This window comes from Streptomyces sp. HP-A2021 (assembly GCF_022807935.1).
Lineage (GTDB): Bacteria > Actinomycetota > Actinomycetes > Streptomycetales > Streptomycetaceae > Streptomyces > Streptomyces afghaniensis.
Genome location: NZ_CP094344.1, coordinates 8,228,014 through 8,248,134, shown reverse-complemented (window position 1 = coordinate 8,248,134; position 20,121 = coordinate 8,228,014). Strand labels below are relative to the sequence as shown.

Sequence of the window (20,121 nt, the reverse complement as noted above, 5' to 3'; positions counted from 1 at the left end):
CCGACTCACCACCCGACAAACCCGAATCGCCCGACCAACCGCCCGACAAGCCCGACCCCGCCGACTCACCACCCGACAACCCCGGCTCCCCCGACCGACCACTCGGCGGGGTCGACTTCGTCGACTCACGGGCCTGCGGGTCCGGCTCGGCCGGGCGGCCGCCCGGTGGACCGGACTTCGCCGCTTCACCGACCGGCAGGCCCGACCCCGCCGTCTCGCCGACCGACGTGGCCGATCCCGGCGTCTCCACGGGAGCGACGGCGATCCGCACCCCGTCAGGCGCTGTCCCGCCCTCGACGGTGACATGGACGATCTGGGCCTCGCCCAGCCCGGCGCCGACGTCGGGGCTGTCCTCGAAGGGGCGGATCCCGAGGGCCGTGGCGTCCGCGCGCAGCTCGGCCTGGCGGTGCCCGCCGGTCAGCAGGGCCCACACCGGTGTGCCGCCGAGCTCCAGCGCCCGCACGAGCAGGTCCGCCACGAGCAGCACCCGCAGGTTCGTCAGGTCGGAGCCGGGCGCGTGCACTTCGACACGGGTCAGGCCCCGGCGGGCCGGAGCGGCGTCGACCGGCTCGCCGGTCCGGGCGTCGATGATGCGCAGCACGAGGCGAGCGTAGGCCGGGTGGGCGGCACACGCAGGCATGTGCGGCTTTTTCCGGCCACCGTGGCGAGAACACCCCACCAATGGCGTGCCGGACGGACCAGGTCATCGAGGCGGGGATCGCCCCACGAACGGCGCGCCGGTCCGTGAGACCACCACGCCGGAAACCGCCCACCAACGCCACGCCCGTCGGGCCAGACACCACCACACCGGAAACCGCCCGGCCGACGACGCGTTTATCGGGACAGACCACCATGGCGTGAATCGCCCGCCCACCCCGCCTGCCGCGGGGCCGCTCAGCCCAGCGTCCCCAGGAACCGCACATGCGGCCGCTGCTCGGGGCCTTCACGGCTGACGGCGGCCCGCACCCCGTAGACCTCGGCGATGAGTTCCTCCGTCAGGACGTCGCCCGGAGCGCCACCCGCCACGACCCGCCCCGCGCTCAGCACGACGACCTCGTCGCAGTACATCGCCGCGAGGTTGAGGTCGTGCAGGGCGACGACGGTGGTGACCGGCAGGCCGGTGACCAGGGCGAGCAGGTCGAGCTGGTGGTGGATGTCGAGATGGTTGGTGGGCTCGTCCAGGAGGAGTTCGCGGGGTTCCTGGGCGAGCGCGCGGGCGATCTGCACCCGCTGGCGTTCGCCACCCGAGAGGGTGTGCCAGGGCTGGTCGGCCCGGTCGGCGAGGCCGGTGCGCTCCAGGGCCTCGCGCACGGCCCGTTCGTCGTCCGCCGAACCGGGCGTCCAGGCCCGGCGGTGCGGCACGCGGCCCAGCCGTACGACGTCCACCACCGTCAACTCGACCTGCGTGTCGGCCTGCTGCTCGACCACGGCGAGCCGGCGGGCGACGGTGCGGCGGGGCAGGTCGCCCAGCGGCGTGCCGTCGAGGGTGACGACTCCGGCGGTCGGCGTGAGCAGCCCCGCCAGCAGCCGCAGCAGCGTGGACTTGCCGGAGCCGTTGGGACCGAGGACGCCGACGGTGGAGCCGGTCTCCGGCGCGAGGACGACACCGTCGAGGATGAGGCGTCCGTCGGCACGGCGACCGACCCGGTCGGCCCGCAGCCCGGCGCCGGACACCGCTGCTTCCGCCGCCCTGCTCACCGCACCCTCCGTGTCCGGTACAGCACCACCACGAACGCCGGCACCCCGATCAGCGACGTCACGACTCCCACCGGCACATCCTGGGGGTCCAGCACCGTACGGGCGAGGGTGTCCACCCACACCAGGAACACCGCTCCGGCGAGGGCTGTGACCGGCAGCAGCCGGGCGTGCCCGGGACCGGTCAGGGCCCGCGCGGCGTGCGGCAGGACCAGCCCGACGAAGCCGATCGCCCCCGCCGAGCTGACCAGCGCGGCCGTGAGCAGGGCCGTGACACACAGCAGCACGAGGCGAGTGCGGGCCACGGACACCCCGAGCGCGGCCGCCGCGTCCTGCCCGAAGGCGAAGGCGTCGAGGGTACGGGCGTACGACAGGCACACCACCAGCGTGACGGCCAGGACGGCCAGGCACAGCCACACGTCGGTCCAGCCCGCGCCGCCGAGCGAGCCGAGGAGCCAGAACAGCACGCCCCGGGTCGTCTCGGCGTCGGCGGCGGTCATCACGACGAAGGAGGTGAGCGCGGAGAAGAGCTGCATGGCGGCGACGCCCGCGAGGACGACCCGGTCGGTGGTGCCGCCCAGGGTGTGGCTGAGCAGCAGCACCAGCGCGAAGGACACCAGGGCGCCGAGGAACGCTCCCGCGGACACCGAGACGGCACCGCCGCCCAGTCCCAGGACGACGACCACGACCGCGCCGGTGGAGGCGCCGGAGGACACCCCGAGCACGAACGGGTCGGCGAGCGGGTTGCGCAGCAGCGACTGCATCACCGCCCCGCAGACGGCGAGCCCGGCCCCGCACACGGCCGCGAGCAGGGTGCGCGGCAGCCGCAGCTGCCAGACGATCCCGTCGCGGATCGGCGTCAGGTCCGAGCTGCCGAGCCCGAGGTGGGCCGCGACGACGGACCAGACGTCCGCGATCCGGATGTCGGCCGGGCCGACGGTGATCGCCAGGGCCAGGGAGACGACCAGCAGCAAGGCGCCTGCGACACCGAGCGCGGGCCCGCGGACGGTCACTTCACGAGCCCGAACTCGCGCAGTCCGGCGGCGACCTGTTCCACGCCCTCGACCGTGCGGATGGTCGGGTTCATGGCCTGCCCGCTGAGCAGCACGTACCGCTTGTGCCTGACCGCGTCCATCTTCTTGGTGACCGGGTTGGACTCCAGGAAGGCGATCTTCTTCGCGGCCGACTCGGCGGTCTGCGACTTGCGGGTGAGGTCGCCGATGACGAGGACGTCGGGGTCGCGGTCGGCGACCGTCTCCCAGTTGATCTGCGGCCACTCCTCGTGCGTGTCGTCGAAGACGTTCTTGGCGCCGAGGGCCCGGGTGATGATGCCGGGCGCCCCGCAACATCCCGCCATGTAGGGCGACTCGGAGTTGGCGAACCAGTACAGGAGAGTGACGTCGGAGGCGTGGATGCCCCGCGTGGCCTTCGCCATGCGCCGCTGGAGGGAGGCCACGAGCCTGTCTCCCCGTTCCTGCACCCCGAACACGGTGGCCAGGTCGCGCACTTCGCCGTAGATGGTGTCGATGCCCAGCGCCTTGTCGCGCGCGCCGTCCCCGTCGCCGGAGTTGTCCTTGCCGGCGCAGTCCGACGGGGAGACGTACGTGGGGACGCCGAGCTTCTCGAACTGCTCCCGGGTGGCGACGCCGCCCTTGCCGAGGGTGGAGACGAAGGACGCCGCGACGAAGTCGGGGTCGGCGTCCAGGACCCGTTCGAAGGACGGGTTGTTGTCGGCGATGCGCGGCACCTTCGCGTTGGCCTTCGCCAGCCCCTTCATCACGGGGTCGGTCCAGGTGGCGGTGCCCGCGAGACGGTCGGCGAGGCCGAGGGAGAGCAGGATCTCGGTGGTGCCCTGGTTGAGGGAGACGGCGTGCTTCGGCGGGGTCTCGACGCGCACCTCGTGGCCGCAGTTGTCGAGGGTCACGGCGGCCTTGGCGGTGGTGGCCTTCGAGTCGCCGCAGCCGGTCAGGAGCAGGGAGCCGGCCGCGAGCAGGGCGGCGGCACGGGCGGGTCGGGCGAGGGGCACGGAAACCAGTCCTCAGTCGTCGAGGGCTCGATCGCGGAGCCCGGTCGTACGGTGCTCCCCCGCCGCGCACGGCCGCGGGGGCCGCCAGCAGGTCTTCGGACTCGGGTTCGTCCGGTGCGGAGCGCCTTCCCGGACGTCACACGTGCCGTCCAGTGGCCGAGGCCCCGCCCGTCCCCCTCACCGCTGCGCGTCAGTTCCGGATTCGCACCGGATTCCCTGACCCACGTACATGGGTTCGACTGGCCTCGGCAAGCTATCACGGAGGGCGCGGGGGAATCACCGCGCGCCCTGCGCCGTTGCACGGAGAGCAGTGCGACAGCAGTTTTCCGCGACATCCGAGGAGGCCGCAGGTGTACGGCGACGAGGCAACGGTCCGCAGGATTCTCACCGAGCTCGGCGACACCTGGGCCGTGGTGGGCCTGTCGTCGAACCGGCAGCGCGCGGCGTACGGCGTCGCCGCCGTGCTCCAGCGCTTCGGCAAGCGCGTCGTGCCCGTGCATCCGAAGGCGGAGACGGTGCACGGCGAGCAGGGGTACGCCAGTCTGGCGGACATCCCCTTCGACGTGGACGTCGTGGACGTGTTCGTGAACAGCGATCTCGCCGGAGCGGTCGCGGACGAGGCGGTCGCGAAGGGCGCGCAGGCCGTGTGGTTCCAGCTCGGCGTCATCGACGAGGCGGCGTACGACCGGACCCGCGCCGCGGGCCTGGAGATGGTGATGGACCGCTGCCCGGCGATCGAGATCCCACGGCTTCCTCATCACCGCGTACAGAACTCCTGAAGCGCTTTCCAGGAAATACCCGCGCCGGGTCAAGGCTGCGCAACTCGTCTTCTACCGCTGGATAATCGATTCCTAATCTGAGGCCTCTTGCTCGCAGAACTCACCGAGTTCTTTTATGAGAGGCCCCTTGATTCATGGTGAGCGTCGACCAGGCAGCAGCGGGGGTAAAGGGGGGCCCGGGCGGATTGCGCCGGGACGTCGGACTGATCGGGCTCATGTGGGCGTCGGTCGGTTCCATCATCGGCTCCGGGTGGCTGTACGGAGCCGAGAAGGCGGTCGTGGCGGCCGGCCCCGCGGCGATTCTGTCGTGGCTGATCGGCGCGGTCGGGATCGTACTGCTGGCCCTGGTGCACGCGGAACTCGGCGGCATGTTCCCGGTCGCGGGCGGCACGGCACGTTATCCGCACTACGCGTTCGGCGGACTGGCCGGCATGTCCTTCGGCTGGTTCTCCTGGCTCCAGGCGGCGACCGTGGCACCGATCGAGGTCGAGGCCATGATCGGCTACGCCGGGCACTGGCACTGGGCGCAGGGTTTCCAGCACGCCAAGGACGGGACGCTCACGACCAGCGGGTTCGTCGTCGCCGTGATCCTCATGGCCGTGTTCGTCGTGATCAACTTCCTCGGCGTGCGGCTCCTGGCCCACACCAACAGCGCCGCCACCTGGTGGAAGGTGGCCGTGCCGCTGGCCGCGATCTTCATCATCGCGGCCGGCAACTTCCACCCGGGCAACTTCACCGAGCACGGCTTCGCCCCGTTCGGCGCCCATGGCGTGCTGAGCGCCGTCAGTTCCAGCGGCATCATCTTCGCCCTGCTGGGCTTCGAGCAGGCGATCCAGCTGGCGGGCGAGAGCCGCGACCCGGCCCGTGACCTGCCCCGTGCGACGCTCGGCTCGGTCGCCATCGGAGCCGGGATCTACGTCCTGCTCCAGATCGTCTTCATCGCGGCCCTGCCGCTGGCCTCCTTCGCGCACGGCTGGACCAAGCTCGACTACCCCGGTATCAGCGGCCCTTGGGCGGGGCTGGCCACCCTGCTGGGGCTCGGCTGGCTGAGTGTGGTGCTGTATCTGGACGCGGTCGTCTCCCCCGGGGGCACCGGCCTGATCTACACCACCGCCACCTCCCGCGTCTCCTACGGCCTGGCCCGCAACGGCTACGCGCCGAAGATCTTCACCCGCACCGACGCGCGCGGCGTTCCGTGGTTCGGCCTGATCGTCTCCTTCGTGACCGGCGTGGTCTGCTTCCTGCCGTTCCCGAGCTGGCAGCAGCTGGTCGGCTTCATCACCTCGGCGAGCGTGCTGATGTACGCGGGTGCCCCGCTGGCGTACGGCGTCTTCGCCGACCGGCTGCCGCACCGCGAACGGCCCTACCGCCTGCCCGGCGGGAACGTCATCTCCCCGCTGTCGTTCGTCGTGGCCAACCTCATCATCTACTGGTCGACCTGGGACACGCTGTGGCGACTGGGCGTGGCCATCGTCCTCGGCTACGTCCTGCTGGGCGGATACGCCTGGTACGCAACCCGCAAGGGCCTGCCCGACGCGCCCCGGCTCGACTGGAGGGCCGCCCAGTGGCTGCCGGTCTACCTGCTGGGCATGGGCGTCATCTCCTGGCAGGGCGGCTTCGGCGGCCAGGGGCACATCGGGCTGTGGTGGGACATCGTGGTCATCGCGGTGTTCTCCTTGGCGATCTACTACTGGGCCCGGGCGTCGGCGTCCCGGCCGGAGGAGATCGAGCGGGGCATCGGGGAGGTGGCCGTCACCGAGGTGCCCGTCCACTGACACCGGCCCTACCCGGCCGGCGCCTCCATAATGAGCGCATGACCCAAGCCTCCCCGCCTCTCAACTCCGGCGCCCCGCAACGCTTCCCAGTCGTTGTCGTGGGCGCCGGTCCCGCCGGGCTGACCGTCGGCAACATCCTGCGGGCCGCGGCCGTGGACTGCCTGGTGCTGGAGACCGAGACCCGGGAGTTCATAGAACAGCGGCCCCGGGCCGGAGTCATCGAGGAGTGGGCCGTGCGGGGCCTGGAGAAGCGGGGCCTCGCCCGGAACCTGCTGGACCGCGCGGAGCTGCACTCCGCGTGCGAGTTCCGCTTCGACGGCGAGCGGTACCGGTTCCCCTACGGCGAGCTGACGGGAAGTCACCATTTCGTCTATCCGCAGCCGTTGCTGGTGACGGACCTGGTGCGCGAGTACGCCGACGTACGCGGCGGGCAGATCCGCTTCGGGGTCCGGGACGTGCGGGTGCACGACATCGACACCGACCGGCCGTCGGTGTCGTACACCTGCCAGGAGACGGGTGAACAGCGCACCGTGCACTGCGACTTCGTGGCCGGCTGCGACGGGGCGCGCGGGGTGACGCGGGCCGCTCTGCCGCCGGAACGGGTGCGTGTCGCGCGGCACGACTACGGCATCGGCTGGCTGGCCCTGCTCGCCGAGGCTCCGCCGTCCGCCGACTGCGTGCTGTTCGGCTGCCACGCCAGGGGGTTCGCCGGGCAGATGCCCCGCAGTCCGGAGGTGACCCGCTACTACCTCCAGTGCCCGCCGGGCGACGACCCGGAGAACTGGCCGCACGAGCGCGTCTGGGCGGAGCTCCAGGAGCGGCTCGGGGCGTCCGGTGTGCCGCCGCTGACCGAGGGGCGGCTGATCGAGAAGCGTGTGCTGGACATGCACGACTACGTGGTCGAGCCGATGGTGTCCGGCCGGCTCTTCCTCGCCGGTGACGCGGCCCATCTGGTCGCCCCCATCGCCGCCAAGGGCATGAACCTCGCGCTGCACGACGCCTTCCTGCTCGGCGACGCCCTGGTGGCCCGTCTGACCAGTGGGGACGACAGCGGCCTCGGCGGCTACGCGGAGGCGTGCCTGCGGCGGGTGTGGGACTACCAGGAGTTCTCGCAGTGGCTGTCCGAGGTGTACCACGGCACGGCGGCGGGCGACCCGTTCCGCGCGGGCACCACGCTCGCCCGGCTGCGCCGCCTGTTCACCTCGCCGGCGGCCGCCGCGGCCTTCGCCGAGCAGTACCTGGGGACGGCCGCGCGGTACTGATTCAGTCGTGCAGGGGCCGGTCGGTGAGCCGGTGGTCGGCCACGTTCAGCGCCTCGTCCACGAGCCGGCGCAGATGGCCGTCGCGGAGCGAGTAGATCACCCGGCGGCCCTCCTTGCGCGTGTTCACCAGGCCCGCGAGACGCAGTCGCGCCAGGTGCTGGCTGACGGCGGGCCGGGCCGCCCCGCACCTGTCCGTGAGGGTCGTGACGTCGGCCTCTCCCCCGGCCAGCGCGTGCAGCAGCGTCAGCCGCGTGCGGTCGCCGAGCAGGGCGAGGAGTTCGGCGGCGAGCGCGAACTGTTCCTCGCCGGGGCTGCGCGGATGCGCATCGTGCGCAGATGACAGGTGCATGCGTGCGCTCATACGCACATAATGGCCCCATGGGCGTGTGGACGTCCACTCGCGCGCACCGGAAGGAGACCCACGTGAGCGACCGGCACGAGCACTCCCACCCGCACGAGCACTCCCAGCCGCACGGCCACGGGCACCGGCACGGCCTGCTCCACCGGTTGACCCACCTCCTCACCCCGCACTCCCACGAGACGGCCGACAAGGTCGACTCCGCCCTGGAGTCGTCGGCCCGCGGGATGCGGGCGCTCTGGGTCTCGCTCGCGGTGCTCGGCGTGACGGCCCTGGCCCAGGCGGTGGTGGTGGCCGCCTCCGACTCGGTCGCGCTGCTCGGGGACACGGTCCACAACGCGGCGGACGCGCTGACCGCCGTCCCCCTCGGGATCGCCTTCGTTCTCGGCCGGCGCGCGGCCACGCGCCGCTTCACCTACGGTTACGGGCGGGCCGAGGACCTGGCGGGCCTGGTGATCGTGCTGACGATCGCCGCGTCGGCGGCCTTCGCGGGCTGGACGGCGATCGACCGCCTCCTCGACCCGCGCCCGGTCCAGCACGTCTCGGCGGTCGCCGTGGCAGCCCTCGTCGGTTTCGCGGGCAACGAGTGGGTGGCCCGCTACCGCATCCGCGTCGGCCGTGCGATCGGCTCGGCCGCGCTGGTCGCCGACGGACTGCACGCCCGCACCGACGGCTTCACCTCACTGGCCGTGCTGCTGGGCGCCGGCGGATCGGCCCTGGGCTGGCAACTGGCCGACCCGATCGTCGGGCTGGCGATCACGGCGGCGATCGCGCTGGTGCTGCGGGACGCCGCGCGGGAGGTGTTCCGCCGGGTGCTGGACGCGGTCGACCCGGCCCTGGTGGACCGGGCCGAGCGGGCACTGGCCGAGGTCGCCGGGGTCCGCGGGGTCGGTGAGCTGCGGCTGCGCTGGATCGGTCACCGGCTGCGCGCCGAGGTCGCGGTCGTGGTGGACGGTGACGTGACCGTACGCCAGGCCCACCGCATCGCCGTCGACGCCGAGCACGCCCTGCTGCACGCCGTGCCCCGCCTCACCGCGGCCCTGGTCCACGCCGACCCGGAACCGGCCCCGGGCGAGGCCGACCCGCACCAGCCGCTGGCCCACCACGCGTCGGCGTAGGGCCTGCGCCTCAGGCGACGCCGAGGCCCTCCAGCACCACCGCGCCCGGCAGTTCCGCGAAGGCCTTGCCCGGCACCAGCAGCTTGCCGCGCCGCCGGCCGCTGCCGACCAGCACGTACGGCAGGTCGACGACGGCCGCGTCGACCAGCACGGGCCAGCCGCCGGGCAGTCCGAGCGGAGTGATGCCGCCGTACTCCATCCCGGTCTCCCCGGTCGCCGTGTCCATCGCGGCGAACGAGGCCTTGCGGGCGCCGAGTTGGCGGCGCACGACACCGTTGACGTCGACCCGGGTGGTGGACGGCACCACGCACGCGGCGAGCGTGGACTCGCCGCCGCGCTTGCCCGCGACGACCACGCAGTTCGCGGAGCGCTCCAGCAGGTCACGGCCGTAGTGCTCCACGAAGGTGGCCGTGTCGGCCCATTCCGGGTCGGTGTCGACGTAGAGGATCTGGTCGGCGGGGACGCTGCCCTGCCAGTGGCGTACGGCGTCGGCGACCGGTCCGGTGAGCTCGTCGAGGCAGGCGGGGGCCGGACGGGCGTCGTCGAAGTGTCCGATGGGTGCGTGCATAGCGGCACGCTAACAACACCGGACGGCCCTCGGGCGGGGCGTCTCAGGTCACGGGCGGAACCGAGACGGCCATCATCATCTCCAGCGGCACGTCGCCGGTGTTGCCGTACGTGTGCGGGAGGTTGGCCTCGAAGGACACGCTCGCGCCGGCGGGGACGCGGTGCTCCACGCCGTCAACGGTGAGCGTCAGTTTCCCGGCCGTGACGTGGAGCAGTTCCATCGTGCCGGCAGGGTGCGGGTCGGACGCGCTGCTCTCGCCGGGCATGAGCCGCCAGTCCCACATCTCCAGCGGGCCGGGCGCCTCGGTGCCCGCGAGCAGCCGGTTGTAGCTGCCGGCCTCCGTGTGCCACAGCCGTACGGCCTGTTCGGCGGGGACGATGCGGACCTTGGGGCCCTGCTCGTAGTCGAGGAGGGTGGTGATACTGACGCCGAGCGCGTCGCCGATCTTGACGACGGTGCCGAGGCTGGGGTTGGTGCGGGCCTGCTCGATCTGGATGAGCATGCCGCGGCTGACGCCCGCCCGGGCTGCGAGCACGTCCAGCGTGAAGCCGCGCACCGCGCGCCAGTGCTTGACGCTGCGCGCCAGGGACTGGGTCAGCAGGTCGAGGTCCGACACATTCCGTCCAATATTCTGTATGACATAGTGCAATCGACTGCACTACGGTGTGGTTGACCTGATCGTTCACCGAACTGTACTGCGAGGCATCCGTCCCATGACAGCGCTCTTCGCCCTGGCCACCAGCCTGCTGTGGGGACTGGCCGACTTCGGTGGCGGACTGCTGACCCGGCGTACCCCGGCGTTGACGGTGGTCGTGGTCTCGCAGTCGATCGCGGTGGTCGTGCTGGGTGTGGTCGTGATGGCGACCGCTGGCTGGAGCGAGGCGGGGCCGCAGCTGTGGTTCGCCGTGGCCGCCGGTCTCGTCGGGCCGGTGGCGATGCTCGCCTTCTACAAGGCACTCGCGCTGGGCCCGATGGGTGTGGTCTCGCCGCTGGGCTCGGTCGGGGTGGCCGTGCCGGTCGGCGTGGGCCTGGTGCTGGGCGAGCGTCCCGGCGTGCTCCAGTTCGTCGGCATCCTGGTCGCCGTCGCAGGTGTCTGCCTGGCCGGCGGTCCCCAGTTCCGCGGCGCGCCCGTGCAGCGGCAGGCCATCGCCCTGACCCTCCTCGCTGCCTTCGGCTTCGGCGCGGTCATGGCGCTGATCGCCGAGGCGTCGACCACGCTGACCGGGCTGTTCCTCGCGCTGTTCGTGCAGCGGGTGACGAATGTCGCCGCCGGCGGACTGGCGCTGTACGTGTCGGTTCGGCGCGGGGCGCCCGCTCTTCCGGCGGACGGCTTCCCGTGGCGCTCCCTGCCTGCGCTGGCCTTCGTCGGCCTCGCGGATGTCGCGGCGAACGGCACGTACTCGATCGCCGCGCAGCACGGCCCGGTCACCGTCGCCGCCGTGCTCGCGTCGCTCTACCCGGTGGTGACCGCCGTTGCCGCGCGCGGTGTGCTCCGCGAACGGCTGCGGGCGGTGCAGGCCGCGGGTGCGGGGCTGGCCCTGGTGGGGACGGTTCTGCTGGCGTCGGGCTGAGCCGGCCGGGGTCGTTCAGGATCCCGGCTCCAGCTCGGCCAGTCCGGCCGCCGCTTCCTCGGCCGGCTCGGCGAGCCGGGCCGCCGTCTCCTCGTCCAGGTCCGACAGGGCGCGGAGCTGCTCCGGCGTGACTCCCTCCGGGATCGGCACCGGCGGTGGGGTGCGCAGCGGCGGCTGCCAGCCGTCGGCCGGTGTCCAGCGCCGTACGACACGGGCCGGCGCGCCCGCCACCACGGCGTGGTCGGGCACCGCGCCCCGGACGACCGCGCCCGCGGCCACCACCACGTTCCGCCCGATCCGGGCACCCGGCAGGATCACCGCGCCCGTGCCGATCCAGCAGCCAGGCCCGATCTCCACCGGCTCCATCCGAGGCCACTGCTTGCCGATCGGCTCGTGCGGGTCGTCGTAGGAGTGGTTCGTGGACGTGACGTAGACGTACGGGCCGAAGTAGCAGTCGCTGCCGATGGTGACCGTCGTGTCCGCGATGACGTGGCTGCCGCGGCCGAGGACGACACCGTCGCCGATGCGCAGGATCGGGTCCGGGCCGAGGTCGAGGTCGGGCATCAGCCCCGCGGTGAGGGTGACCTGCTCACCGACGATGCAGTGGGAGCCCAGGTGGATCCAGGGTTCGCCGAAGACCGTGCCGAGCGGGAAGGCGAGTCTGGTACCTGTTCCCATCGCGCCGAACCGGTAGCGCCCGGGGTGGTCGGCGGTCACGGAGCCCGTGCGCTGCGCCCAGGCCCAGCCCGCGTGGACGGCGCGCTGCGCGAGGCCGCGCCGCCAGGATGAGAACGTGTTCTTGCGCTTCGGCACGAGGTCACGGTACTCAGCGGTAGCTCACCCCGCGGCGTCGGAGGCCTGTGATCTTCGCCCCACCGGGTGTCGTACGGTTTGCGCGTTGTCTACGACGTTTCTGGAGGCGGGCATGGGACAGCGAGCGATGATCACGGGGATCGGTGGCAGGGAGCCGCAGATCGATCCGGAGGCGTTCGTGGCGCCGACGGCTTCGGTGATCGGGAGCGTGACGCTGGGTGCGGGGGCGAGTGTCTGGTACGGGGCCGTGCTGCGGGGCGATGTCGAGGCGATCTCGGTCGGTGCGAGCAGTAACGTCCAGGACAACTGCACACTCCACGCCGACCCGGGGTTTCCCGTGACGGTGGGTGAGCGGGTCAGCATCGGTCACAACGCCGTGGTGCACGGGGCGAGAGTCGAGGACGACTGCCTGATCGGAATGGGGGCGACGGTGCTGAACGGGGCGGTGATCGGGGCCGGGTCGCTCGTCGCCGCGCAGGCACTGGTGCCGCAGGGCATGGTCGTGCCGCCCGGGTCGCTGGTGGCGGGAGTGCCTGCGAAGGTCCGGCGGGAGCTGTCGGAGGAGGAGCGGCAGGGGGTCACCCTCAACGGCACGATGTACGCCGAGCTGGCGAAGGCGCATCGTGAGGTGCACGGGTAGCAGAAGGGCGTCTCACTCAGCAGCGGTTACCGGCTGGGCATTCTTCGCCTTGCGCTTCAGCACCAGCATCGACGTGAGGCCGACCAGGACCGCCGCCACCAGGCCCAGCCACGAGAAGCGCTTCAGCCAGGACTCGGCGACGATGCCGACGTAGTAGATGACCGCTGTCGTGCCGCCGGCCCAGACGATGCCGCCGAGGACGTTGGCGATGAGGAACTTCCAGTACGGCATGCGGAGCACACCGGCGAGGGGGCCCGCGAAGATGCGGAGGAGGGCGACGAAGCGGCCGAAGAAGACGGCCCACATGCCCCACTTCTCGAAGGACCGCTCGGCCGTGGCGATATGGCCCTCGCTGAAGTGCTTGGGGAACTTCTTGCCCAGCCAGGCCAGCAGGGGGCGGCCGCCCTTGCGGCCGATGGCGTAGCCGATCGAGTCGCCGATGATCGCGCCGGCCGTGGCGCTGGCGCCGAGGACGACGGGGTCGATGTGGCCGTGCTGGGAGGCCAGCAGAGCCGAGGAGACGAGGACGATCTCGCCCGGCAGCGGGATGCCCAGGCTCTCCAGGCCGATGACCACTCCCACCAGTGCGTAGACGGCCACCGCGGGTACGGTTTCGAGCCACTCCTGGACGTGCAACGCCGGATCCTTTCCCTGTGCTTCCCTGCGAGCACGGGAAGCCTACCGGGTGGCAAGACGTCCCCCGCGGCTCAGGCGTTCCAGTTCCACTCGGCGACCTCGGGCAGGTCCGTGCCGTGCTCGCGGATCCAGGCGTGGTGGCGGGTGCGGGCGTCGGCCATGCGCTGGCGTACGGCCGTGGCGCGCACCGCGAGACCCGGGACGCGGTCGATGACGTCCATGACGAGGCGATAGCGGTCCAGGTCGTTGCGGACGACCATGTCGAAGGGCGTGGTGGTGGTGCCGGCCTCCTTGTAGCCGCGCACATGCAGGTGCTGGTGGCCGGCGCGGCGGTAGGCCAGGCGGTGGATCAGCCACGGGTAGCCGTGGTAGGCGAAGATCACCGGCTTGTCGGCGGTGAAGAGGCCGTCGTACTCGAAGTCGTTCATGCCGTGCGGGTGTTCCTCGCGGGGCAGCAGCCGGGCGAGGTCGACGACGTTCACCACGCGGACCGACAGGTCGGGCAGGTGCCGGCGCAGCAGGTGCGCGGCGGCCAGGGTCTCCTGGGTGGGGACGTCTCCGGCGCAGGCCAGCACCACGTCGGGTTCGCGGGAGCCGTCCTCGGTGCCGGCCCACTCCCAGATGCCGGCACCGCGGGCGCAGTGGACCCGGGCCTCGTCCATGGACAGCCAGTCGAAGCAGGGCTGCTTGCCGGCCACGACGACGTTGACGTAGTCGCGGCTGCGCAGCACGTGGTCCGCGACGGACAGCAGGGTGTTGGCGTCCGGCGGCAGGTAGACCCGGACGACCTCGGGGCTCTTGTTGAGGACGTGGTCGACGAAGCCGGGGTCCTGGTGGGAGAAGCCGTTGTGGTCCTGCCGCCACACATGGGAGGTCAGCAGGTAGTTGAGGGAGGCGATGGGGGCGCGCCAGGGCAGGCGCCGGGAGGTGCGCAGCCATTTGATGTGCTGGTTGACCATCGAGTCGACGATGTGCACGAACGCCTCGTAGCAGGAGAACAGCCCGTGCCGGCCGGTGAGCAGATAGCCCTCCAGCCAGCCCTGGCAGAGGTGCTCGGAGAGGACCTCCATCACCCGGCCGTGCCGGTCGAGGTGCTCGTCGACGTCGAGGGTCTCGGCCTGCCATGCCTTGCCGCTGGCGGCATAGACCGCCTGGAGCCGGTTGGAGGCGGTCTCGTCCGGGCCGACCAGGCGGAAGTCACGGCGGTCGGCGGTGTCCCGCATGACCTGGGCCAGGAGGTCGCCGAGGACGCGCGTGGGCTCGTGCAGGGTCGTGCCCGGCTTGTCGACGGGGACGGCGAAGTCGTCCAGGGGCGGGACGGGCAGGTCGCGGACGAGCAGCCCGCCGTTGGCGTACGGGGTGGCGCCGAGCCGCCTGCCGCCCTCGGGGACGCAGGCCAGGACGTCCGCGACCGGCCGGCCCTCGGCGTCGAACAGTTCCTCGGGCCGGTAGGAGCGCAGCCAGGACTCCAGTTGGCGCAGGTGGTCCGGGTTGTCACGGACGCCGGCCAGCGGCACCTGGTGGGAGCGCCAGGTGCCCTCGACCGGCTCGCCGTCGACCTCGGCCGGGCCGGTCCAGCCCTTCGGGGTGCGCAGCACGATCACCGGCCAGTGCGGGCGCTCGGTCACGCCCTCCTCGCGGGCGGCGCGCTGCGCCCCGGCGATGCGGTCGAGCGCGGTGTCCATCGCCCGGGCCATCGCGCGGTGCACGGCCATCGGGTCGTCGCCACTGACGTGGATCGGCTCGTGGCCGTAGCCGCGCAGGAGCGCGTCGAGCTCGGACTGCGGGAGGCGGGACAGCACGGTCGGGTTGGCGATCTTGTAGCCGTTGAGGTGCAGGATCGGCAGGACGGCACCGTCGTGGACGGGGTCGAGGAACTTGTTGGCGTGCCAGGATCCGGCCAGCGGGCCGGTCTCCGCCTCGCCGTCGCCGATCACGCAGGCGACCAGCAGGCCGGGGTGGTCGAGGGCGGCGCCGTAGGCGTGGGCGAGGGAGTAGCCGAGTTCGCCGCCCTCGTGGATCGAGCCGGGCACCTCCGGGGCGACGTGGCTGGGCACGCCGCCGGGGAACGAGAACTGCCGCAGCAGCAGCTCCATGCCCTCGGCGTCCCGCGTCACGTCCGGGTACTTCTCGCTGTAGCTGCCCTCCAGCCAGGAATTGGCCAGCACCGACGGGCCGCCGTGGCCCGGGCCCCAGATGCACAGCGCGTCCAGCTCGCGGTTCTTGATCACCCGGTTGAGGTGCGTGTGGACGAGGTTGAGCCCGGGCGAGGTGCCCCAGTGGCCCAGCAGCCGCGGCTTGATGTGCTCGGGCCGCAGGGGCTCGGTGAGCAGGGGGTTCGCCAGCAGGTAGATCTGACCGGCCGCCAGGTAGTTGGCGGCCCGCCAGTGGGCGTCCAGCGTGCGCAGTTCCTCGTCGGTCGGTTGCGTGCTGCTGTCCAGGCGCGGGGCCTCGGGCATGAGTGACTCCCTGGGTTCTGCGACGGCCTCAGGAGGAGTACCAGTTTGTTCCGGTTCGATGCCAGGCGCCTCCCGGCCTGTGTCACCCGCTGTCCGGAACGCGCCGAGTCGGCCGCCCACCCGTACGCCCGTCCGCAGCCGCAGATCCGGTGACGACGCCCCGATCCCCAGGGTGCGTGGCCCGCCCGACCGGGTGACACGGCGGGTGCCCCGGCAGGAGCGGCCGAAGGCCGGGACCGTCTTGGGAACGGCCCCGGCCAGGCATGGCATCCCGGAGGCCCCACTCCCGGACGCCCAGAGGCCCGGGCGCCCGGACGCCCGGTCTAAGGGAGCGCGGTGGAGTGGAGCGTCGCCCTCACGGCCGCCGTCACAGGAGCCGTCACGGGAGCTTTCGCGGAACCCGGTACGTCTGCGTGGGGCGCCCGGCCGAGGACATCGGTGCCGGGCCTGCCCGTGTCGCCGGGGGCCCGGCCCGGTTCGGCCGCGCCGCAGCAGTCGGCCCGGGCGAACCGCGTCTCGTACCGCTCCTGCGGCAGATCCCCGGAGTTGCTCCGCGGCGGTTCGGGCCGATGCCCGGGCGGAGCGCCGTCGTACAACTCCTTCTCCCGGCGGCTCTCCGGAGGGGCGTCCTGGCCTCGCCGCTCCCCGGGGTCCCGCGGATCCCCCGACTCCCCCGACGCGTCGCCCCCGGAAGCAGCCCTCGGTTCCAGCGCCCAGCGCTGCGCCTCGGATCCGTCGCGCCCGGCGACGATCACGTTCCGGCCGGGGCCATGGGTGAGAGCCAGCCCCTTGCCGCCGCGCGGCAGGAGTTCGCCGCGCACGGTCAGGTCGTAGCGCACCACTCCGGCGTGCACGAGGCAGCCGGCGAGGACGACCGAGCCCTCGGCGGTGTCGGAGCCGAGGCAGAGCGTGGGGTCGGCGGCGCTGCGCAGCATGCCGTCGTCCTGGTACGACCACGTCAGGGGCCCGGTGGCGGAGCACGAGGTCAGCACCATGCGGGCGTCGGCCCGGGACCGGCCGTCCTGGACGCCGAGGCACAGGCCGGCGTCGAGGTTGCGCAGCCGCCCGCGGGCCACCACGGCGGGGTGGCCCGCGGACGCGGCCGACGGGAGGCCGGCCGAGGAGGTTCCCACGGAGTCCGGGTCGACGGAGTGGCCGCTGACCGCTCCCCAGGTGGCCTGGGGGGAGACGGTGCCGCCCTCCTCCGTCCAGCCCCTGGCGGCGAGCAGCGTCGCGAGCAGCACGAGGGAGGTCACCCCGACCGCGGCGACCAGCGCCTTCGTGTGTCTTCTCGAAGGCCCGAGCCGGCCGCCCGCCGGCAGGGCGTGGGCCCGGAGCCGGTGGCGGCCACCGGCCGGGCCGGCGGACAGGGCGCCCCGGCCCTCGTCCCGGCCCGGCCGTGATGCGAGGTAGCGGCGGGCGCCCCAGCCGAGCACGGTCTCGACGAGCAGGTCCTCCAACCCGCCCTCGAAATGGCTGAGTTGTTCGGCGGCGTGCCGGCAGTAGCGGCAGGCCATCAGATGCCGTTGCACATCCGGCAGCAGGGCCCCGCCGCGGCGCATCGGAACGTCCAGCAGACGGTTGTAGAAGCGGCATTCCTGCGTCGGCGCGAGTTCCCGGTGAGCACGGACGCAACCCGCCCGGAATTGTTCACGCGCCTGCTCCAGCGCGGCCGATGCGGTTCGGACGTCCACTCCCAGCAGACCAGCCGGTACGGATATGGGTTCGGCCTCGACCTCCGTATGCCAGAGCAGGCATTGGGACGCCCCCGGAAGGGTCCGGAATGCGCGCTCGGCGAGCCGCCGCCTTTCGGCTGTCACGGACCGCGCGGCACGCAGGCCGCGGGCGCCGACGTGTTTGCGAAGTTCCGGCAGTACTCGGGAAATGCCGTCGTCGGCGGCCCAATCCCGGACCGTGTCCCGCACGGCCGCGAGCAGCCGCGGGCGCAGGGCGCCGCCGCCCGGCCGGGCGAGTTCCCGGCGGAACGCGGCAGCGGCCGCCATCGACGCCGAATCCTGGGCGGAGGCCAGGCAGATCACGGCGTATTCGTACACCGCCCGCCAGTGCCGGGCCAGCAACAGGGCGGCGGCGCGCGGGCCTTCGCCGGGATCACCGACCCGGGCGAGGAGATTGCGATCGGAATCCGCGGGACCCGCTCCGGGGCGCGGCGGGTACGGCGGGCGTGGGGGGTAGGGGGATTGCACTGAACCATTTCCTTCCAGCCGCAGGACGGCATGCGAATTGCGCGTCCGTCGGAAAGCAGGTGCGTGATTGGTGCATACCTATGCCGCGTCAGCTGTGGACTTGGCTGTGAGGCGGCTCACTTTCGCACATACGACTGACAGGTAACAAGGAGTTCGGATGACCCACGTTCAAAACGAGGAGAATTCAGATATGTTACCGGCGGTATCCGCACCGGTTTTCGAAAGCACCGCCGCGATGAGTCTCAAGTTGTGAGCAGGCAAAGGCGGTTGGTCACGGAATCTCCAACTTCACAGCCCGGCGTCCCGCCCGCCACGAACCTGCGCCACGACACCGGCGACAAGGCCGACGACCTGCGCACGGTGGTCCGGCCGGCCTGTGACCGGCCGGACCTGGGGCCGGAGTTCACGGCCTGGCTCAAGGGGTTCGTCGCGGGCCTCGACGGCACCCGCCCCGCCCGGCGGGACATCGCGGCCTGACACGCGAGAGCCCCGGCACGCTGCCGGGGCCCGCACGGGCGACAGTCGGATCAGCCGTTGGGACGCAGCGTCCAGACCACCGTCATCTCGCCGGTCACCGCACCGTCGGCCCGCTGGATGGCGATGGACACAGGGAACTCGGGGCGCCCGCCCTCGTCCAGCTCCGCGACGACCTCGGCGGCCGGACGGTCGAGGGTCGCGGTCGCGGTGACCGCACCCATCGCCAGCTTCTTGTAGGAGATCTCGGCGCTGACGGCGAGCGGCACGGCGCGCGAGAGCTGGTCCCCGAAGGCGGCCAGCACGATCGCCCCGCTCGCCGACTCGCCGAGCGTGAACATCGCCCCGGCGTGCGGCCCGCCCACGTGGTTGTGGTATTCGCCCTGGTCGGGCAGGGACACCACCGCCCGCTCCGGCGTCGTCTCGAGGAACTCGAGGTTGAGGGTCCGGGCCATGGGCACCGTGGCGGCGAGCATCTCGCCGATGGACATCTGGTCTGCGCTCATGGCCGCATGTTACTCACGAGTAGAGACGGCTGGATAGGCCCGTGTGACGACTGCCGCATCGTCCTCGCCCGGCCGTCCGCGCCGACCCGTTCCCGGGTTGCTACGTCTCCGTCCACGGGCAGTGACCGAATCGTGTCCGGAGCGCGGCTAGGGTTGCTGCCCATGTGGCCAGGACAGCAGCCGCCCGGGGGCGAGCAGAACCCGCAAGCGAACAACCCGTACCAGCAGCCGGGTTACCAGCAGCCGAATCCGTACCAGCAGCCGGGCTATCCGCAGCAGCCCAACCCCTACGGACAGCAGCCGCAGTGGGGTGCCCCCGGGCCGGCCGGCGTGCCGCAGCCCCCGCAGGGCGGTGGCGGCGGCAACCGGACGAAGCTGGTCGCGATCATCGCCGCCACGGCGGTCGTCGTGGCGGCCGGTGTCACGGGCTTCCTGGTGCTGGGCGGCGACAAGGACGACACCGCGGACGGCGGCAAGGGCGCGAGCAAGAAGAACACGGCGCCCGCGAACCCGTCCGCGGAGCCGAGCACCCCCGCCACGGGCGACAACCCCCGCGGCGGCGAGGAGGAGAAGCCCACCGTCAAGGGCTGGAAGGTCGTCATCAACCCCAAGTGGGGCACGGCCTTCGACGTCCCGGCCGACTGGGAGGTCGCCTCACCCACGTCGTCCGTCGGCTTCGAGGACGCCAAGTCCGACGACGCCAAGCCGCTCATCGTCATGTCGGCGCCGGCCTTCTACAAGTCCGAGTGGTGCACGAGCGACGACAACAAGGACGGCAGGACCGAGAGCGAGTCCCTGGCCGGGGCCGGCACCAAGGGCGCGGACGGCGCCAAGAACACCGATGAGGTCGCGCTCAACCAGGTGGCCTGGTGGGTGTACGGCGGCTACACGCAGCCGGACAAGAAGAGCGTCAAGACCGAGAAGAAGGCCAAGCCCTACACCACCGCCGCCGGCGTGAAGGGCAGCGTCGCCTGGGCGTGGTCGGAGAACACGCCCGACAAGGGCAAGTGCGCGAGCGACGGCAAGGCGGTCACGTTCGGCTTCAAGAACTCGGCGGGCGACTTCGTCGCGTGGAATTTCTACGGGGCCAAGGGCGTCAAGGGCGAGGTGCCCAAGGAGACCATCCTGAAGATCCTCAGCACGGTCCGGCTGCACGGCGAGCCGACCGGAGGCTGACGCGGACGCCGGACGGGCCCGCCCCGGCAGGGGGTGGGCCCGGCTCACCGCGACCCCGGAC

At 72.2% G+C, this 20,121-nt stretch carries 18 protein-coding genes, 2 pseudogenes and 1 riboswitch; of the genes and pseudogenes, 8 read left to right on the top strand and 12 right to left on the bottom strand.

The features are described from left to right. Window positions 1-238: 238 nt before the first annotated feature. From MQE23_RS37260 to MQE23_RS37245, 4 genes and pseudogenes are all read right to left on the bottom strand, one after another. Window positions 239-601: pseudogene (locus tag MQE23_RS37260) on the bottom strand (hypothetical protein); the annotation flags it as partial. A gap of 293 nt (window positions 602-894) precedes the next feature. Continuing rightward, window positions 895-1,674, bottom strand: coding sequence for an ABC transporter ATP-binding protein (locus tag MQE23_RS37255; RefSeq protein ID WP_020276055.1), 780 nt, complete (start codon window positions 1,672-1,674; stop codon window positions 895-897). A 20-nt stretch (window positions 1,675-1,694) separates the two neighbouring features. Further along, window positions 1,695-2,708 carry an iron chelate uptake ABC transporter family permease subunit gene (locus MQE23_RS37250; RefSeq protein WP_243381433.1) on the bottom strand — a complete coding sequence of 338 codons (1,014 nt, stop codon included), beginning with the start codon at window positions 2,706-2,708 and terminating at the stop codon, window positions 1,695-1,697. Then, entirely contained in the window at window positions 2,705-3,721 is a 1,017-nt protein-coding gene (locus MQE23_RS37245; protein ID WP_020276053.1) for an ABC transporter substrate-binding protein, read from the bottom strand. Before MQE23_RS37245 ends, MQE23_RS37250 begins: the two co-directional genes overlap by 4 nt. Before the next feature lie 68 nt (window positions 3,722-3,789). Further along, a riboswitch (cobalamin riboswitch) is annotated at window positions 3,790-3,980 on the bottom strand. A gap of 91 nt (window positions 3,981-4,071) precedes the next feature. On the opposite strand from MQE23_RS37245, the gene MQE23_RS37240 reads away from it, so the two are divergent. The 3 genes from MQE23_RS37240 to MQE23_RS37230 all read left to right on the top strand — a co-directional run bounded on the left by MQE23_RS37240 (window position 4,072) and on the right by MQE23_RS37230 (window position 7,537). Continuing rightward, window positions 4,072-4,500, top strand: a complete 429-nt coding sequence (locus MQE23_RS37240) for a CoA-binding protein (protein ID WP_020276052.1) — start codon at window positions 4,072-4,074, stop codon at window positions 4,498-4,500. Between the two features lie 134 nt (window positions 4,501-4,634). After that, window positions 4,635-6,275: an APC family permease gene (locus MQE23_RS37235; RefSeq protein WP_243381432.1), complete on the top strand. Its 1,641-nt coding sequence runs from the start codon at window positions 4,635-4,637 to the stop codon at window positions 6,273-6,275. 38 nt (window positions 6,276-6,313) lie between these two features. Beyond that, on the top strand, window positions 6,314-7,537 hold the full coding sequence (locus tag MQE23_RS37230) for a 4-hydroxybenzoate 3-monooxygenase (RefSeq protein ID WP_243381431.1): 1,224 nt from the start codon (window positions 6,314-6,316) through the stop codon (window positions 7,535-7,537). 1 nt (window position 7,538) lies between these two features. On the opposite strand, the gene MQE23_RS37225 is transcribed toward MQE23_RS37230, so the two are convergent. Continuing rightward, window positions 7,539-7,898 (bottom strand): metalloregulator ArsR/SmtB family transcription factor, encoded by a 360-nt coding sequence (locus MQE23_RS37225; protein ID WP_037672409.1) that lies wholly within the window; start codon window positions 7,896-7,898, stop codon window positions 7,539-7,541. Window positions 7,899-7,960: 62 nt separating this feature from the next. On the opposite strand from MQE23_RS37225, the gene MQE23_RS37220 reads away from it, so the two are divergent. After that, entirely contained in the window at window positions 7,961-9,013 is a 1,053-nt protein-coding gene (locus MQE23_RS37220; RefSeq protein ID WP_243381430.1) for a cation diffusion facilitator family transporter, read from the top strand. Window positions 9,014-9,023: 10 nt separating this feature from the next. Here the strand turns inward: MQE23_RS37220 and MQE23_RS37215 are convergent, their stop codons facing one another. Both MQE23_RS37215 and MQE23_RS37210 read right to left on the bottom strand, forming a co-directional pair. After that, the gene (locus MQE23_RS37215; RefSeq protein ID WP_243381429.1) at window positions 9,024-9,581 is read right to left on the bottom strand and encodes a YbaK/EbsC family protein; all 558 of its coding nucleotides are present in this window, start codon (window positions 9,579-9,581) and stop codon (window positions 9,024-9,026) included. Window positions 9,582-9,624: 43 nt separating this feature from the next. Then, the gene (locus MQE23_RS37210) at window positions 9,625-10,197 is read right to left on the bottom strand and encodes an XRE family transcriptional regulator (protein ID WP_243381428.1); all 573 of its coding nucleotides are present in this window, start codon (window positions 10,195-10,197) and stop codon (window positions 9,625-9,627) included. Window positions 10,198-10,294: 97 nt separating this feature from the next. On the opposite strand from MQE23_RS37210, the gene MQE23_RS37205 reads away from it, so the two are divergent. Beyond that, a complete protein-coding gene (locus MQE23_RS37205; protein ID WP_243381427.1) occupies window positions 10,295-11,152 on the top strand; it encodes a DMT family transporter in 858 nt (285 codons plus the stop codon). A gap of 15 nt (window positions 11,153-11,167) precedes the next feature. Here MQE23_RS37205 and MQE23_RS37200 read toward each other — a convergent pair whose 3' ends face one another. Beyond that, the gene (locus tag MQE23_RS37200; RefSeq protein ID WP_020276043.1) at window positions 11,168-11,965 is read right to left on the bottom strand and encodes an acyltransferase; all 798 of its coding nucleotides are present in this window, start codon (window positions 11,963-11,965) and stop codon (window positions 11,168-11,170) included. 112 nt (window positions 11,966-12,077) lie between these two features. Between MQE23_RS37200 and MQE23_RS37195 the strand changes: the two genes are divergently transcribed. Then, window positions 12,078-12,605 carry a gamma carbonic anhydrase family protein gene (locus MQE23_RS37195; RefSeq protein ID WP_037672415.1) on the top strand — a complete coding sequence of 176 codons (528 nt, stop codon included), beginning with the start codon at window positions 12,078-12,080 and terminating at the stop codon, window positions 12,603-12,605. 12 nt (window positions 12,606-12,617) lie between these two features. Here MQE23_RS37195 and MQE23_RS37190 read toward each other — a convergent pair whose 3' ends face one another. From MQE23_RS37190 to MQE23_RS37180, 3 genes are all read right to left on the bottom strand, one after another. Continuing rightward, window positions 12,618-13,241, bottom strand: a complete 624-nt coding sequence (locus tag MQE23_RS37190; RefSeq protein ID WP_020276041.1) for a DedA family protein — start codon at window positions 13,239-13,241, stop codon at window positions 12,618-12,620. A gap of 71 nt (window positions 13,242-13,312) precedes the next feature. After that, the gene (locus MQE23_RS37185) at window positions 13,313-15,700 is read right to left on the bottom strand and encodes a phosphoketolase family protein (protein WP_243381426.1); all 2,388 of its coding nucleotides are present in this window, start codon (window positions 15,698-15,700) and stop codon (window positions 13,313-13,315) included. Between the two features lie 323 nt (window positions 15,701-16,023). Then, window positions 16,024-17,904, bottom strand: a complete 1,881-nt coding sequence (locus tag MQE23_RS37180) for an RICIN domain-containing protein (protein ID WP_243381425.1) — start codon at window positions 17,902-17,904, stop codon at window positions 16,024-16,026. A 318-nt stretch (window positions 17,905-18,222) separates the two neighbouring features. On the opposite strand from MQE23_RS37180, the pseudogene MQE23_RS37175 reads away from it, so the two are divergent. Next, window positions 18,223-18,381, top strand: a pseudogene (locus tag MQE23_RS37175) (UTP--glucose-1-phosphate uridylyltransferase); the annotation flags it as partial. Window positions 18,382-18,431: 50 nt separating this feature from the next. Here the strand turns inward: MQE23_RS37175 and MQE23_RS37170 are convergent. Beyond that, entirely contained in the window at window positions 18,432-18,884 is a 453-nt protein-coding gene (locus MQE23_RS37170; RefSeq protein WP_243381424.1) for a DUF4442 domain-containing protein, read from the bottom strand. 162 nt (window positions 18,885-19,046) lie between these two features. On the opposite strand from MQE23_RS37170, the gene MQE23_RS37165 reads away from it, so the two are divergent. Next, window positions 19,047-20,060, top strand: coding sequence for a hypothetical protein (locus tag MQE23_RS37165; RefSeq protein ID WP_243381423.1), 1,014 nt, complete (start codon window positions 19,047-19,049; stop codon window positions 20,058-20,060). Window positions 20,061-20,121: the final 61 nt, after the last annotated feature.

Coding starts and splice junctions, on each gene's coding strand:
- MQE23_RS37170 (WP_243381424.1), bottom strand. CDS start 18,884: ATGAGCGCAGACCAGATGTCCATCGGCGAGATGCTCGCCGCCACGGTG.
- MQE23_RS37205 (WP_243381427.1), top strand. CDS start 10,295: ATGACAGCGCTCTTCGCCCTGGCCACCAGCCTGCTGTGGGGACTGGCC.
- MQE23_RS37235 (WP_243381432.1), top strand. CDS start 4,635: ATGGTGAGCGTCGACCAGGCAGCAGCGGGGGTAAAGGGGGGCCCGGGC.
- MQE23_RS37195 (WP_037672415.1), top strand. CDS start 12,078: ATGGGACAGCGAGCGATGATCACGGGGATCGGTGGCAGGGAGCCGCAG.
- MQE23_RS37215 (WP_243381429.1), bottom strand. CDS start 9,581: ATGCACGCACCCATCGGACACTTCGACGACGCCCGTCCGGCCCCCGCC.
- MQE23_RS37225 (WP_037672409.1), bottom strand. CDS start 7,898: ATGAGCGCACGCATGCACCTGTCATCTGCGCACGATGCGCATCCGCGC.
- MQE23_RS37165 (WP_243381423.1), top strand. CDS start 19,047: ATGTGGCCAGGACAGCAGCCGCCCGGGGGCGAGCAGAACCCGCAAGCG.
- MQE23_RS37230 (WP_243381431.1), top strand. CDS start 6,314: ATGACCCAAGCCTCCCCGCCTCTCAACTCCGGCGCCCCGCAACGCTTC.
- MQE23_RS37185 (WP_243381426.1), bottom strand. CDS start 15,700: ATGCCCGAGGCCCCGCGCCTGGACAGCAGCACGCAACCGACCGACGAG.